At 60.6% G+C, this 13,690-nt stretch carries 14 protein-coding genes; 7 read left to right on the top strand and 7 right to left on the bottom strand.

The window, feature by feature from the left end:
* Nucleotides 1-516 (bottom strand): single-stranded DNA-binding protein, encoded by a 516-nt coding sequence (gene ssb / locus ACROHD_RS07355; protein WP_432676829.1) that lies wholly within the window; start codon nt 514-516, stop codon nt 1-3.
* Nucleotides 517-681: 165 nt separating this feature from the next.
* Here ssb and ACROHD_RS07360 point away from each other — a divergent pair, with 165 nt between their 5' ends.
* The 3 genes from ACROHD_RS07360 (at nt 682) to ACROHD_RS07370 (ending at nt 2,188) form a co-directional block, all read left to right on the top strand.
* A complete protein-coding gene (locus tag ACROHD_RS07360; protein WP_432676830.1) occupies nt 682-1,263 on the top strand; it encodes a lytic transglycosylase domain-containing protein in 582 nt (193 codons plus the stop codon).
* Entirely contained in the window at nt 1,260-1,595 is a 336-nt protein-coding gene (locus ACROHD_RS07365; RefSeq protein WP_432676833.1) for a hypothetical protein, read from the top strand. Before ACROHD_RS07360 ends, ACROHD_RS07365 begins: the two co-directional genes overlap by 4 nt.
* A 140-nt stretch (nt 1,596-1,735) precedes the next feature.
* Nucleotides 1,736-2,188 carry a hypothetical protein gene (locus ACROHD_RS07370; protein WP_432676834.1) on the top strand — a complete coding sequence of 151 codons (453 nt, stop codon included), beginning with the start codon at nt 1,736-1,738 and terminating at the stop codon, nt 2,186-2,188.
* Nucleotides 2,189-2,201: 13 nt separating this feature from the next.
* Here ACROHD_RS07370 and ACROHD_RS07375 read toward each other — a convergent pair whose 3' ends face one another.
* The 3 genes from ACROHD_RS07375 to ACROHD_RS07385 form a co-directional block, all read right to left on the bottom strand.
* Nucleotides 2,202-2,429, bottom strand: coding sequence for a hypothetical protein (locus tag ACROHD_RS07375; protein WP_432676836.1), 228 nt, complete (start codon nt 2,427-2,429; stop codon nt 2,202-2,204).
* Nucleotides 2,419-3,582 carry an aromatic ring-hydroxylating oxygenase subunit alpha gene (locus ACROHD_RS07380; RefSeq protein ID WP_432676838.1) on the bottom strand — a complete coding sequence of 388 codons (1,164 nt, stop codon included), beginning with the start codon at nt 3,580-3,582 and terminating at the stop codon, nt 2,419-2,421. Before ACROHD_RS07380 ends, ACROHD_RS07375 begins: the two co-directional genes overlap by 11 nt.
* A gap of 121 nt (nt 3,583-3,703) precedes the next feature.
* Complete coding sequence (locus ACROHD_RS07385; protein ID WP_432676840.1) at nt 3,704-4,225, bottom strand: RNA polymerase sigma factor; 522 nt, start codon at nt 4,223-4,225, stop codon at nt 3,704-3,706.
* A gap of 271 nt (nt 4,226-4,496) precedes the next feature.
* Here ACROHD_RS07385 and ACROHD_RS07390 point away from each other — a divergent pair, with 271 nt between their 5' ends.
* Nucleotides 4,497-4,769, top strand: a complete 273-nt coding sequence (locus ACROHD_RS07390; protein WP_432676841.1) for an EF-hand domain-containing protein — start codon at nt 4,497-4,499, stop codon at nt 4,767-4,769.
* A 126-nt stretch (nt 4,770-4,895) separates the two neighbouring features.
* Here ACROHD_RS07390 and ilvN read toward each other — a convergent pair whose 3' ends face one another.
* From ilvN to ACROHD_RS07405, 3 genes are read right to left on the bottom strand one after another with little or no spacing between them, the layout of a single operon-like run.
* Nucleotides 4,896-5,456, bottom strand: a complete 561-nt coding sequence (gene ilvN, locus ACROHD_RS07395) for an acetolactate synthase small subunit (RefSeq protein ID WP_432676844.1) — start codon at nt 5,454-5,456, stop codon at nt 4,896-4,898.
* A gap of 24 nt (nt 5,457-5,480) precedes the next feature.
* Nucleotides 5,481-6,710 (bottom strand): glycosyltransferase family 87 protein, encoded by a 1,230-nt coding sequence (locus tag ACROHD_RS07400; protein WP_432676845.1) that lies wholly within the window; start codon nt 6,708-6,710, stop codon nt 5,481-5,483.
* Complete coding sequence (locus tag ACROHD_RS07405) at nt 6,710-8,461, bottom strand: acetolactate synthase 3 large subunit (protein WP_432676848.1); 1,752 nt, start codon at nt 8,459-8,461, stop codon at nt 6,710-6,712. The genes ACROHD_RS07400 and ACROHD_RS07405 overlap by 1 nt, the downstream gene beginning before the upstream one ends.
* 671 nt (nt 8,462-9,132) lie before the next feature.
* On the opposite strand from ACROHD_RS07405, the gene ACROHD_RS07410 reads away from it, so the two are divergent.
* The 3 genes from ACROHD_RS07410 to ACROHD_RS07420 all read left to right on the top strand — a co-directional run bounded on the left by ACROHD_RS07410 (nt 9,133) and on the right by ACROHD_RS07420 (nt 13,643).
* A complete protein-coding gene (locus ACROHD_RS07410) occupies nt 9,133-10,215 on the top strand; it encodes a TRAP transporter substrate-binding protein (RefSeq protein ID WP_432676850.1) in 1,083 nt (360 codons plus the stop codon).
* 123 nt (nt 10,216-10,338) lie between these two features.
* A complete protein-coding gene (locus ACROHD_RS07415) occupies nt 10,339-11,271 on the top strand; it encodes a TRAP transporter small permease subunit (protein ID WP_432676853.1) in 933 nt (310 codons plus the stop codon).
* 14 nt (nt 11,272-11,285) lie between these two features.
* Nucleotides 11,286-13,643, top strand: coding sequence for a TRAP transporter large permease (locus ACROHD_RS07420; protein WP_432676855.1), 2,358 nt, complete (start codon nt 11,286-11,288; stop codon nt 13,641-13,643).
* Nucleotides 13,644-13,690 lie beyond the last annotated feature (47 nt).

The raw sequence follows: 13,690 nt of genomic DNA on the forward strand, positions 1-13,690 counted from the left end.
TTAGAACGGGATCTCGTCATCCATGTCGTTCGACCGGCCGCCGCCACCCTGGCTGCCGCCACCGCCGCCAAAGCCGCCGTCACGGTCATCGGGATAGCCACCGCCACCGCCATATCCCCCGCCCTGGCCACCGCCACCATAGCCACCGCCACCGCCGCCGTCTCCACGGCTGTCCAGAAGCGTCAGTTCCCCGCGATAGGGGCGCAGCACGACCTCGGTCGAATAGCGGTCCTGGCCGGACTGATCCTGCCATTTGCGGGTTTCGAGCTGGCCTTCGATATAGACCTTGGAGCCTTTACGCAGATACTGCTCGGCGATCCGTGCCAGCGGTTCCGAGAAGATGGCCACGCTGTGCCATTCGGTGCGTTCGCGGCGTTCCCCGGTGTTGCGGTCTTTCCAGTTTTCGCTGGTGGCGATGCGCAGATTGCAGACTTTGCCACCATTCTGAAACGACCGCACCTCGGGATCGCGTCCCAGATTGCCTATCAGAATGACCTTGTTGACGGACCCAGCCATGACTTCTCCCCGTATTTTTCGAATCTCAAGATTTGATGCAGCTTAGATCACTGCAACATGCTTAAGAAAACCCAAATGCGCGGGGGATTGCCAACCGGGGTGGAGCAGGCTGGAAATGCAGCGTCTTTTCCGTATATTGCAGCCGGTTGGCGAGACGAGGTTTGCATGACGAGATCGCGGGTTTTCTTCCTGTCCGTATTTACCGCCTGTTTGGCGGGGGCCGCGGTGGCATATGCGCAGGGACTTAGTTCGGACAGGCTCAGCCGGTTCAGCGAGCAGCTCGACCTGCTAGATAGCCGCGCAGCCACGCAGTACGAATTCTCCGACCGGCTGCGTCCCGACACAGAGGCCGAGGAAAGTATACCCTATTATGACGGCAGCTATAATGGTCCGTGGCTGGAGGTCGCCAGATCCGCCGCGCGCCGTCACGGCATCCCCGAGGATCTGTTCCTGCGCCTTGTGCAGCAGGAAAGCGGATGGGATCTGGATGCGGTCAGCCATGCGGGCGCGATCGGTCTGGCGCAGCTGATGCCCGACACGGCGGCACTGCTTGGCGTCGATCCGCATGATGCCAACGAGAACCTGGATGGCGGCGCCCGCTATCTGGCGCAGCAATTCCGCCGGTTCGGCGATTGGCGTCTGGCGCTTGCGGCCTACAATGCAGGCCCCGAAGCGGTAGTGGCCCATGACGGCATCCCGCCCTATGCTGAGACGCAGGAATATGTCCGCGCGATCCTTGGCGCATGATCATTGCCATTGTCCGCATTGCGCTGCCAGGTCCGAAGCGGCCGAATGATCAGGTGACGACGCAGTCGCTGGAAGCGACCAAGATCTTTCACAAGGTTCCGGGGCTGCGCCGCAAATACTTCCTGAACGGCGAGGCTGGCGGAGGCGGTGTTTATGAATTCCAGAGCCGAGAGGCCGCTCAGGCCTGGTTCAACGACGGATGGGCCGACTGGATGGAAGGCCGCTTTGGCGTTCGCCCCACACTGGAGCTGTGGGAATGCCCAGTGGTTCTGGACAACGAGGCAGGCGAGGCATGGGCTGATGGGGAGATGGTGCCGACGCCGTGGAAATGAGTCTTTTGAGCTTCCATGAGAACGATCGGTTTCGACTAATCTGAGAGGCATCCCTGCGTCCACACTGACTTGATCTTGATCAATGTTTCTTGCCGGTCTTGGGTTACGCTCTTTGCCTAAAGCAAGGAGTGGAGACTTCGATGAGAACCTACACCGGCTTTCTAACTTTGGTCGCTTTCGGTTTCTTTGCCGGTCAGTGCGAGGCAGAGATGACCTACGACAGTTTCCTGACCCTACAGGAGGGAAACCCATCCCTAACATGGGAGCTTCTGGACTGTGTGCAGGGAGTTGACAGGTCGCAAGTCCTGACAGGTTGTTCAAACGCGATCCGCAGGTACGAACAGGTTATTGCAGCAGGAGACGAATTGCTTGGTCTGGGGACATTGAGTGCCGATCAGCACGCAGATGTTGAAGCAACGATTGATCAGAGCTGGAACTTTCTTTCGATCGTCCTTCTTGTGCGGGCACGACTTCTTTCAGCAGAAAACCCCGACCTTGCACGGTCGGATTGTGATCGTGCGGGCATGATCGCACTTCAACGGGAAAGTGAACTGCTGAATGAAATTCTAGCCGAGTGCAGCGTTCTCGATTGACGAAGCTAAATGCTTACCCGGCCAAAGCTTCTTCTGCCCCATATTCCACCAGCCGGGCGCGCAGTTCGCCGGCGAGGGGCACACCGGCTTCCAGCGCAAACACATAGGCATGGGTAAGGTAGAAGTTCCGGGCGACGGGATGCTCCGCCGCCTCGGATGCTTCGGTATAGAGCGTGATCAGCGCCGCCCGGTCATCGGCCGCGTGGGCCGCCAGCAGGCGCTGATCGAGATCATTCTGCATCGCGTTCGGCCCGCAATGCCGCAACCTTGCCTGCCACCCAGTCGTGGAACAGATGCGTCGGCCCGTCCATCGCGGGCGAGAAGCGGCCACCGTCGAAACCGGGCGCGCTGCGGCCCCTTTGCATACCCTCGACCACGAAGACATCCTCGACGAAAACCTCTTTCCAAAGCTTCGCATTCCGGCCGCGCATCTCGTCCGTGGTGTTGGGGATCGCATAGTAGAGATGGACGTGTTCGCGCGTCTGCATGTGGCTGACGGGTTCCAGCACGATGGCAAAGGAATGGTCGCGCTGCGCGCCGAGCAGAACGTTGGGATAGAGCGCGATATATTCCGCGCCGGTGTCCCAGAACTCCGGCAGGCCGTCGAAATCGGGGAAAACCTCGCCGTTTTCGCCTTTCAGCTGCCGGTAGACATAGCTGCCCTGACCGGAAAACTGGCCCTTTTCCTCGATATGGTAGTGGTCTTCCAGCCGGGAATAGCTGTTCAGGCCCGGATGAACCCAAGGCAGGTGATAGCTCTCGCAGTAATTCTCGACCGCCAGCTTCCAGTTGGTTTTGACGTCGAGCGTAAAGCTGCTGTCTGCCCCGCCATGGTAGAGCGGCTTTTCCACGTCCTTCCAGCGTTCCAGAACCGTGGCGTGCACCTCCTCGAACGGGGCGGCGTCGCCCGACAGGTTGACGAAGATCACGTCACGCCAGACATGGCTGCGCACCTCGATGAGGCCGAGATCGGATTTGTCCATACGAGGGTGGCTGTTCTGGCCGGGGCCGCCCACATGCGGGGTGGACACAAGCCGACCGTCCTTGGAATAGCACCAGCTGTGATAGGGGCAACGGATCGCGCCTTCGATCTTGCGGGGTTCTTCAACCAGGATCATGCCCCGGTGGCGGCAGATGTTTTCAAACACGCGCAGAGTGCCGTCCTTGTCGCGCACCAACAGCAGCGGCTGGCCCAGGAACTCGATCGGTTTGCAGTCGGATGGTTCGGGCACATCGGCGCCAACGGCCAGCCCGGCCCAGGTCCGGCGCAGCACAGCCTCATTTTCCTCGGCGATGGTGGCAGGGTCGGTGTAGTGGCTGTTGGGCAGGCCGCGCGCGGATTCGATGGGTGCGCGTACCGCATCCAACACGTTCAGGTCTCGATCTTTTGGCATCCTATCCCTCCCGGTTGGACGTCGCTTGTTTGAAAAAGCGATAGGGGATGACCCATCAAGGGTCTTGCCCGTGCGCGACAGCGAGATGACGGAAATTGACACAGGTGTCGGGTTTGCTTCATCACTCGATAAGGAAAGTGACGGGCGTACCGGCTGGCAGGTCCAATATGGTGCGCAGCGCCATTCGGGCGCGCGACAGCCGAGAGGTGACGGTGCCCTCCGCCAATCCGGTGCGCGCCGCGATTTGTGCATAGGACAGCCCCTCGATGGCGCGCATACGGATCAGGTCGGCCTGATCGGCGGGCAGCTTGTCCAGCGCGGCCAGCGCATCAACACAGGCCAGCCGGGCGGGCAGGGTGCTGCTTCCAACGGGATCGGGCAGATTCTCGTCGATTTCCGCATCGGGAAGGGACGACCGGCGGTCGCGCAGCCGGTTGCGCAGGGCGGAAAACGCATAGGCACGCAGATCGTCGATCGGGGGCTCTACCGGGTCGATCATCCGCGTCCACAGCCGCAGCACGATATCCTGCACCACATCTTCGGCGGCGGCTCGGTCGCGCAACAGGTAGCGGGCCAGGCGCAGCAGGTCTGGCAGAAGGGCCTGCAACTGGCTTGCCGCAGCTGTTGGAATGGGCCGTGTCATGGCGAAAGGGAAGGGGTGCTTTTCGCATACGCGCAATCACGGTCTTTGGTCGGGCGGTATTCGGGCTTCTCTCTGCCGCAGGTCGGCGGGCTTTCGCGAGCAGGCGTTCCCCAAGGCGGCTTGTTGCGCAGCCATGGGGTGGTTTTAGGCCGTCAGCCGCGCATGACAGTCGCCTGTGGAAGGAAGCTGATGCCCATCCGTCCTGTTCTTATGAGGTGCGGGTCCAGGCCTGTCCTCGCAAACCAGAACAGCTTGCGAAGGAGAAAGAGACATGAATTTCACCCATATCCTGCAACGAGGGATCACCGGCATCATGGGCGCATCCCTGGCCGGAGCCGCGCTGTTGGTGGCGGCACTGGCGGCCCAGGGGGCGCCAATGGACGCAGACGGAGACGGGCTTGTGACCCTGGAGGAACTTCAGGCATCGATACCAGAGGCTACGGAAGAGCTGTTTATGACGATGGATATCGATGACAGCGGGGCGCTTGACCTTGCCGAAGTCACCCGAGGCATAGACATGGGCCTGTTGCCCGAAGACGCCTGAGGGGTGCAGCCCGCGGCGGCAGCCGTCCGGCGGACGGGGTGCGAATAGCTGGAAGGCGGGACAGCCGTCACGACAAGGGGGCGTCAGAGATGATCTGACGCCCCCGATCTTGTGTGTACTGAAATCTCAGAGACCGCGCGCCATCGCCGCGACACCGGTGCGCGCCATGCGGACTTCACCCAAGGGGCGCATGAGCTCTGCAAAGGCGTCAATCTTCTCCGGTGTGCCGGTCATTTCGAAGATGAAGCTTTGCAGGGTGCTGTCCACAACATTGGCGCGGAAGATTTCGGCGATGCGCAGGCTTTCCACGCGGGAATCCCCTTTTGCAAACACCTTGATCAGCGCCAGTTCACGGCTGACATGGGGGCCTTCGACGGTCAGGTCTGCGACCTCGTGCACGGGCACCATGCGTTCCAGCTGCATCTTGATTTGGTGAATCACCTGCGGCGTGCCTGAAGTGACGATGGTGATGCGGCTGCGGTGGCCTGTGTGATCCACCTCGGCGACGGTCAGGCTTTCGATGTTGTAGCCACGGCCCGAGAAGAGCCCGATGACACGCGCCAGCACGCCCGGTTCGTTTTCGACCAGAATGGCCAGCGTATGGGATTCCACGACATCTGACAGATGGCTGCGAAGGTCATAGGCAGAGTGGCTGGAAGAGCCTTGTTCGATATTGAGCGGGGACATGTGGACTTCCTTTCCCGAAAGCAGCTAGCGCGCCCTGCGGCGCGTGATGACGGTGGCCAGCGACAGGCCGAACGCGGCCAAGATCACGGGCGAAACGAAAAGCCGAACCGGAACCTCGGTGCCGGTCGACAGAAGGTGTAGCAGGATGTAGGGCGCCGCTCCCAAGAGCAGAGCCAACCCGAATGCATAGCCGAACCAGCCCGGTCGCAGCGCATCAGCGCGCAGAAACAACAAAAGCGCGGGCGCCAGCAAGGCAGTTTCTCCGTACCAGAGATACGGCGATGAGACGAGCACAGCGGTCAGCAGGGTAGCGCCTTTCAGGTCCGGTCCGATCAGGGGGGACGACCAGGCCAGCCACACAGTGATGGCGGCGACGATCACCAGCAGCCATTGCAGCCCAAGCGCTGAGGGCTCTGCCAGGCCAAGTGCAATCAGGAAGGAATAGGCGCTGACCATGAAGCCGCCTTCAGCGATTCGGCTGCGCACCACGTCCATATGGGCCTGTGCGGCGTCAAGCATGGCGGGCCAGTAGGCTAATCCGAAGGCAAATGTTGCAAGCGCCGCAAAGACCAGGGTTGCGGAAACGGCAGCACCGATTGTTTTCCACTGGCGTCCGGCGACCAAGGCGATGGCCAGCATCACCCCCAATTGCGGCTTGATCGTAAGCAGCCCGCAAACGACCCCGGCCAGCACCGGCCACCCCGCCTGCAACGCGGCAAGAACCGTCACCAGACCGGCGGCCCAAAGGACCGATACCTGCCCCAGAAGCAGCGCGGGCAACATGGCCGGGGCAAGCGCGATGGCCGCCCATAGCCCCCGATGCCCGGCCGCCAGCGGACGGATCGCCAAAAGAATGGCGAGAAGCGACATTGCCGTGAACACAAGCCACGCGGCAAAGAATGACAAATGCCCAAGTGGCAGCAGGATCAGCAGAAAGGTCGGGGGATAGACCCATGGCAGCCAGTCATCGCCGGCGATGCCGTGGATCTCGGTCAATCGGGCCGGGTCGAACGCGGCCAACGGCTCGCCTGACACAGCCAGCCGCGCGGCGGCCCAAAACACGCGGAAATCCACGTCGAAACTGGCAGCCCCGCCGGACAGAAACAGCTGCCGGACGAAAAACAGCCAAATGGCAAGCAGCAGGAGTGTCGAGCCCGCAGACAACACCCCTATCCGAAGGCCAAAACGGCCTTCGAACAGAGCCAGACGGGGAAGTGACCCGTCTGAGCGTGCAGTCTGCGATGCCCCGGTCATCACACCAGAACCGCGCCACCAGCCTGAATGGCGCCTTGCGTGTCGGCCTCGCCCAGAAGCATTTCATTATGGGCCTTGCCGGACGGGATCATCGGGAAGCAGTTCTCGTGCTTCTCGACCAGACAGTCGAAGATCACCGGACCGTCATAGTTCAGCATCTCCATGATCGCGTCATCGAGATCCTTCGGGTCAGAGCAAAGGATACCCTTGGCGCCGAACGCTTCGGCCAGTTTGACGAAATCGGGCAGCGATTCCGACCAGCTGTGGCTGTAGCGTTCGCCATGCAGCAATTCCTGCCACTGGCGCACCATCCCAAGCCGTTCATTGTTCAGGATGAATTGCTTCACCGGCAGGCGATACTGCATCGCGGTGCCCATTTCCTGCATGTTCATCAGCCAGCTGGCCTCACCCGCCACGTTGATGACCAGCGCATCGGGATGCGCGATCTGAACGCCGATCGAAGCGGGGGTGCCATAACCCATGGTGCCCAGACCGCCCGAGGTCATCCAGCGATTGGGATCGTTGAAGCCCAGGAATTGCGCCGCCCACATCTGATGCTGGCCCACTTCCGTACAGACGTAACGGTCATGGTCCTTGGTCAGCGCCTCCAGCCGTTCCAGCGCGTATTGCGGTTTGATGGTGGTCTCGGAGGTCTTGTAGTCGAGGCAGCGGGTCTTCTTCCACTCTTCGATCTGCGACCACCACTGTTTCACCGCCGGGGCATTGGTCTTGCGGCCACGGCTTTTCCAGATTCGCAGCAGGTCTTCCAGAACATGGCCGACATCGCCAACGATCGGGAAATCCGCGTGGATCACCTTGTTGATCGACGAAGGGTCGATATCGATATGTGCCTTGCGGCTGTTCGGGCTGAAATCGGCGATGCGCCCGGTGATCCGGTCATCGAAGCGGGCGCCGATATTGATCATCAGGTCACAGCCATGCATGGCGAGGTTGGCCTCATAGAGGCCGTGCATCCCCAACATTCCCAGCCATTTGTCGCCATTGGCTGGGTAAGATCCCAGACCCATCAGCGTGGAGGTGATCGGGAAACCGGTAGCTTCCACCAGTTCCCGCAGCAACTGGTTCGCTGCCGGACCTGAATTGATCACGCCGCCACCGGTGTAGAAGATCGGGCGTTCCGCCGTTTCCATCGCCTCAACCAGCGCAGTGATGATGTCGGTATCACCCTTCAAGCGCGGCTGGTAATGCGATTTGGACACCTTCGGCTTGTTCGTGTAAGTGCCCGTCGCAAACTGAACATCTTTGGGAACGTCGATCAGCACCGGACCGGGACGGCCCGAAGTGGCGATGTGGAACGCTTCGTGGATGGTGCCCGCGAGCGCGTCTGTTTCCTTCACCAGCCAGTTCATCTTCGTGCAGGGGCGAGTGATGCCGACGGTATCGGCTTCCTGGAATGCGTCCGAGCCGATCATGAAGGTCGGTACCTGACCTGTCAGGCAGACGATCGGGATCGAATCCATCAGCGCATCGGTCAGGCCAGTCACCGCGTTCGTGGCACCGGGACCCGAGGTCACCAGAACGACGCCGGGCTTGCCGGTCGAACGGGCATAGCCTTCGGCGGCGTGCACCGCGCCCTGTTCATGACGCACAAGGATGTGGCGGATCTCGTTTTGCTGGAAGATCTCGTCATAAATCGGAAGCACGGCACCGCCGGGATAGCCGAATACGGTATCGACACCCTGTTCTTTCAGGGCTTCGACAACCATCCTGGCGCCGGTCATCTGGGTCATTGCTCTTGCTCCTTCCAGCAGTTGCCCCTCATGGGCTGTCCTTGGTCAAATCTGTCACTGTCGCAAAAAAAAGCCCCCGGTCTAACGGGGGCGCATGGGATACCGATATGGTTGTCGTCACCGACCCATGCGCGCCTTTCCTACAAGTACGAGAATGCTGGGCATTCGCGGGCTCCTCTTTGCTGGTGGCGGCAGCTTATGCATGACTGAAAAACCTCGTCAACCTTGCATGGGCGAAAGAATGTCGCGGAACGGTGTTTTTGAGCAACTTTCTGTCCGGATCGTCGCCAGACCCGAAGGATGTGGCATTGATGGTGCGGACAGGCCCTGATCGGGCTGGCGCGACCAAGGTGGCATTTGTCGACTTTAGCCGAGGTTTGAGCCCTGCCGATGACCCCGAAAAGAGAATCACAGGTACCCGCTTAATCGTCGTTCGGGATACGTGTGTATGCGATTGTGTACACTTACTGAGTGTTAGCGCAATCAATTCGATCAATCTTCTACAGTGACACCCGAAATCAGGGAATTGGTAAAATAATTTTACAATTTTCTGGTAAAACGGGTCAAATTGGGCTTTGTTGCACCGTGAGGCTTCGCTAACGTGCCCTCACTAAAAACACTCAACCGCGGCCCGATGGGGGTCGTGGAGATCCAAATGGGGAGGATACCATATGGACCGTCGTTCTTTTCTGAGAACGTCCGCTGTCGGCGGCGCTGCTGCTGCTTCGACCGCACTGGCCGCACCGGCATACGCACAGGGCAACCGCACCCTGACGCTCGTCACCACCTGGGGCCGTGGCCTTGCAGGTGTGCATGACGCTGCTCAGCGCGTTGCAGACACGATCACCGCGATGTCGGATGGCTCTCTGACCATCGACCTGCGTGCAGCAGGCGAACTGGTTGGCGCATTCGAAGTGTTCGATGCCGTGACCTCTGGTCAGGCCGACATGTATCACGGTGCCGACTACTACTTCGTCAGCCAGCACCCCGGCTACGCGTTCTACACGGCTGTGCCTTTCGGCATGACCGCACAGGAACTTGTGAACTGGTACTACCACATGGGTGGGCACGAGCTGCATGACGAACTGGGCCAGATCTTCGGCCTGAAGTCGTTCCTTGCAGGCAACACCGGCGCACAGGCTGGCGGTTGGTTCCGCAACGAAATCAACAGCCCGGAAGATTTCCAGGGTCTGCGCTTCCGTATGCCCGGCCTCGGCGGTCAGGCGCTCGGCCGCCTCGGCGCATCGGTGCAGAACCTGCCCGGCGGCGAAGTGTACCAGGCGCTGGCATCCGGTGCCATCGACGGTACCGAGTGGATCGGCCCCTGGGCGGACCAGTCGGCTGGTTTCCAGGAAATCACCAACATCTACTACACCGCAGGCTTCCACGAGCCGGGCGCGGGCCTGTCGCTGGCAACCAACCGCGACGTGTTCGACAGCCTGTCTCCCGCGCATCAGAAGATCATCGAGATCGCGGCCGCAGAAGCGCACCAGTGGAACCTCTCGCAGTTCCTGTCGAACAACGGTGCCGCCCTGCAGCAGCTGGTTGCCGGTGGTGTTCAGGTCCGCGAATTCCCGGACTCCGTCTGGGATGCATTCGGTGCCGCCGCTCAGGAAGTGCTGGACGAAAACATGGGCGACGAGCTGTTCGCACGCATCCGCAACAGCGCGATGGAATCCATGTCGTCCTCGTCCAGCTGGCTGACTGCATCGGAAGGTGCGTACCGCACGCAGCGTGACCGCGTTCTCGGCTAAGGGCTGATTGCGCTTTAACAATCCGGCCCGCCCCTCGACTCAAATCCGGGGGGCGGTGCCACAGGTGACGGTCGGATACGCCAACATGACCAGAGCGGCGACCGAAACGGGGGAGCATTCCACATGTTCGATGGCATTCTCTGGGCACTGGAGAATATCGCCATGTCTTTCTACAACCTGGGCTATGCGATAACGCATCCCGGCGAGTGGCTGGCATGGCTTGGCGGATGGGCGCATGCCGAAGGAGAGCGTGCGTTGGAGATCAAACAGTCTCTGTCGCGCTTCATTTATTATGGCGGCTCGGTCGAGTTCTTCTTCGTGATCTTCACGATGTTCCTCGTTCTAACGGTCATCGGATTTTGGAAGCGCCAGTTCCTGTGGGGGCTCGTGCGCGGCCTTGAAGGTCTGGCGAACGGGGTCGGCCGCTTCTTTGCCTGGGCCGGTTTGATCATGGTTTTGCAGCAGATCATGATTGTCTTTCTGCAACGGATCTTCCGCGTCGCTGAAATTTCCATCGGGCCCATGGGGCTTGGGTTCACCCAGGATCTCAGCTGGTTCTCGGAGGAACTGAAACTCTACAACGCGATGATCGTGGCGCTTTGTGTGACCTACACCTTCGTGCAGGGCGGCCATGTGCGGGTGGATCTTATCTATTCCGCGGTCAGCCACCGCACCAAGCGGATCATCGACATGTGTGGGTCGATCCTGTTCATGATGCCCGCGACCGTGCTGACCTGGATGTATGCCTGGTACTTCCTTTGGCGCCATCTGGTGACGCCGAACCCGAACGCCTCGGCCGATCTTGACCGGCTGCTGATGCAGGCACGGGCGCTGCGCTGGAACGTGGAAACAATCGGGTTCAGCCCCAATGGCTTCAATGCCTACTTCCTGTTCAAAGTCCTGCTGGTCGCCTATTGCGGACTGGTATTCATTCAGGCGATGGCCTTCTTCTGGCGGTCCTTCCTGGAATGGGCCGAGGGTGAGGAAAGCGCTGGCCGCTATCTGGACAAAGACTCGCTCGGCGAGGGCGAAGAAGCCTACGAAGGCACTCATTAAGGGGACTGGGATCAATGCTATTCGGACTTGATGGAGTCGAGGTCGGCCTGATCGTGGTCTTCCTCTGCCTCTTCGGGGGCATCATGACCGGCTTCCCGGTGGCCTTCGCCATCGGCGGCGCCGGGGTGATTTCCTTCGGGATTATTGCCGCACTGGACAATGCCGGGCTGCTGGTTCACGCAGCCATTGATACAAGTTCGGCAGATTATGCCGCGCTGATCGCAGAAGGGGTGGCGCGAGAGGCCATATCGGTCTTCCGATACCCGGAATTGCCAAGGGTCGAAGAACACCTGTTCCCCGGAGGCTGGGAACAAGCGCTGGATCGGAACCTGGGCTTTATCGTCAACCGTATGAACGAGCGGGTAATTGCAGGACAGTCTATCGAGACCCTGCTGGCCGTTCTGATGTTCGTGATGATGGGCATCACGCTGGAACGCTCCAAGATCGCCAACGATCTGCTGACCACGATGGCGCGGGTCTTCGGGCCGCTGCCCGGCGGTCTGGCCGTGTCGATCGTGATCGTGGGCGCATTCCTGGCCGCCTCAACCGGCATCGTGGGCGCAACCGTGGTGACAATGGGTCTGCTGGCCCTGCCCACCATGCTGCGCAATAACTACAGCCCGGAACTGGCAACGGGTGTGATCGCGGCCTCAGGGACACTGGGGCAGATCATTCCGCCATCCATCGTGATCGTTCTGCTCGGCACACTGGCCGGCGACCTTTATGCCATCGGGCAGGAAACCCGCGCCATCGCGGCAGGGTGCCGTGACGCGCTGACCTATCTGGGTAGCCCGGCGGTTCTGTCGGTCGGTACATTGTTCCAGGCGGCGCTGTTGCCGGGGATCTTTCTCGCGTTCCTCTATGGTGCCTATGCCTTTGGCTATGCACTGCTCAACCCCTCCAAGGCACCTGCGGTGCAGTTCGAGGGTGGCTCGGGCGAGGTCATCACCCGCAACGAAGGGCTGACCTGGTTCCTTGGTGTTCCGGCTGCGATCATCTTCGCGGTTGTCTTGGGCGGGCAGGTGGGCCTGGTCGGTAGCCAGACGATCTTCGTCTCCACCTACTCGGAGGCCGGTGAGTCCGCCGATCTGCGCACGAACGTGTCAGACAGCTGCCGTGATGCGATGATCGAACTGCATGGCCAAGAGGCCTGGGATGCGGCTATCGCACAGCAAGAGGCTATCGACGCCGCTGGCGGTGTAGAGCAGTCGCACGAGCGCTCCGCAGAGGAAATGGACGTTGCACGCGCCGAAGCCCTGGCCAATGTCGCGCCAGTCGGCACCGGCGTTGCGGTCTTCTTCGTGCTGCTGGCGATGGTTCTGACGTTCGCCCGTGGGATCATGCCTTCCGCTGATCCGCGTCCGCTGCTGATTGGCGGCCTCGGGATCGTGCTGGCCTTTTTGGTGGATATTGCCCTGATTGGGCCCCTCACCAGCTCTGGCAGAACCTTCATTCTGCTCGCCATTCCCTTCGCGATCACCGCTTATGGTGTGCTTGAAGGGATGAAGCGGCTGTCCACGAACGAGCTTTTGCGCGTGGTCTTCCCGCCGCTGGTGCTGATCGTGGCGGTTCTTGGCTCGATCCTTGGTGGCATCACCAACCCGACGCCCGCTGCGGCACTTGGGGCCGGCGGCGCCATCATGCTAGCGGCCTACCGCAAGCTTCAGGAAGAGCAAAAGTCCGGCAAGATCATCCTGTGGGCAAGCCTTGCCATCGTGATCATGATCCTCTTCGGGGTGAATTTCGACCTGCGCGTTGGCCGCGAGTCCGTGGCCGTTGAAGACTGGATCGCTTATCTGATCGCACTTGGCAGCTATCACTTCGCGTTCTTCGGGCTGCTCTACGGGTGCTGGGTGCTGTTCCGCGGGAATGTGATGTCGCCGATTGTGCGGGAAACCGCGAAAGTCACCTCGATGGTCTTCACCATTCTCATCGGCTCTCAGCTGTTGAACCTGGTGGTGATTTCGTTCGGTGGCGAGCACTACATCCAAGCGTTCCTGCGCAGCTTTGATGAAGAATGGAAGGTCTTCCTTCTGGTGATGATCATCCTCTTCGTTCTTGGCTTCGTGCTGGATTTCCTCGAGATCATCTACATCGTCATTCCTATCGTGGGCCCGGTCATCTACGGCGGCACGATGGATCCGAAATGGGTGACGATCATGATCGCTGTGAACCTTCAGACCAGCTTCCTGACACCGCCCTTTGGTTTCGCGCTGTTCTATTTGCGCGGGGTTGCGCCAGCCAGCGTGACGACAGGCCATATCTATCGGGGCGTCCTGCCGTTCGTGCTGATCCAGGTGTTGGGTCTGGCATTGCTGGCCTTCTTCCCGCAGATCGTGACGATCCTGCCAGATCTGCTGCCCAACAACTAAGGGCAGGGCAAGCGCACCAAAAAGCGGGCCTCCGGAAACGGGGGCCC

This window comes from Nioella aestuarii (assembly GCF_050896395.1).
Lineage (GTDB): Bacteria > Pseudomonadota > Alphaproteobacteria > Rhodobacterales > Rhodobacteraceae > Nioella > Nioella aestuarii.

What these genes read in the sequence shown, in the direction of transcription:
- ACROHD_RS07405 (WP_432676848.1), bottom strand. Translation starts at nt 8,461, where the DNA reads ATGACCCAGATGACCGGCGCCAGGATGGTTGTCGAAGCCCTGAAAGAA.
- ACROHD_RS07390 (WP_432676841.1), top strand. Translation starts at nt 4,497, where the DNA reads ATGAATTTCACCCATATCCTGCAACGAGGGATCACCGGCATCATGGGC.
- ACROHD_RS07375 (WP_432676836.1), bottom strand. Translation starts at nt 2,429, where the DNA reads ATGCAGAATGATCTCGATCAGCGCCTGCTGGCGGCCCACGCGGCCGAT.
- ACROHD_RS07385 (WP_432676840.1), bottom strand. Translation starts at nt 4,225, where the DNA reads ATGACACGGCCCATTCCAACAGCTGCGGCAAGCCAGTTGCAGGCCCTT.
- ilvN (WP_432676844.1), bottom strand. Translation starts at nt 5,456, where the DNA reads ATGTCCCCGCTCAATATCGAACAAGGCTCTTCCAGCCACTCTGCCTAT.
- ssb (WP_432676829.1), bottom strand. Translation starts at nt 516, where the DNA reads ATGGCTGGGTCCGTCAACAAGGTCATTCTGATAGGCAATCTGGGACGC.
- ACROHD_RS07365 (WP_432676833.1), top strand. Translation starts at nt 1,260, where the DNA reads ATGATCATTGCCATTGTCCGCATTGCGCTGCCAGGTCCGAAGCGGCCG.
- ACROHD_RS07410 (WP_432676850.1), top strand. Translation starts at nt 9,133, where the DNA reads ATGGACCGTCGTTCTTTTCTGAGAACGTCCGCTGTCGGCGGCGCTGCT.
- ACROHD_RS07370 (WP_432676834.1), top strand. Translation starts at nt 1,736, where the DNA reads ATGAGAACCTACACCGGCTTTCTAACTTTGGTCGCTTTCGGTTTCTTT.
- ACROHD_RS07360 (WP_432676830.1), top strand. Translation starts at nt 682, where the DNA reads ATGACGAGATCGCGGGTTTTCTTCCTGTCCGTATTTACCGCCTGTTTG.
- ACROHD_RS07380 (WP_432676838.1), bottom strand. Translation starts at nt 3,582, where the DNA reads ATGCCAAAAGATCGAGACCTGAACGTGTTGGATGCGGTACGCGCACCC.
- ACROHD_RS07415 (WP_432676853.1), top strand. Translation starts at nt 10,339, where the DNA reads ATGTTCGATGGCATTCTCTGGGCACTGGAGAATATCGCCATGTCTTTC.
- ACROHD_RS07400 (WP_432676845.1), bottom strand. Translation starts at nt 6,710, where the DNA reads ATGACCGGGGCATCGCAGACTGCACGCTCAGACGGGTCACTTCCCCGT.
- ACROHD_RS07420 (WP_432676855.1), top strand. Translation starts at nt 11,286, where the DNA reads ATGCTATTCGGACTTGATGGAGTCGAGGTCGGCCTGATCGTGGTCTTC.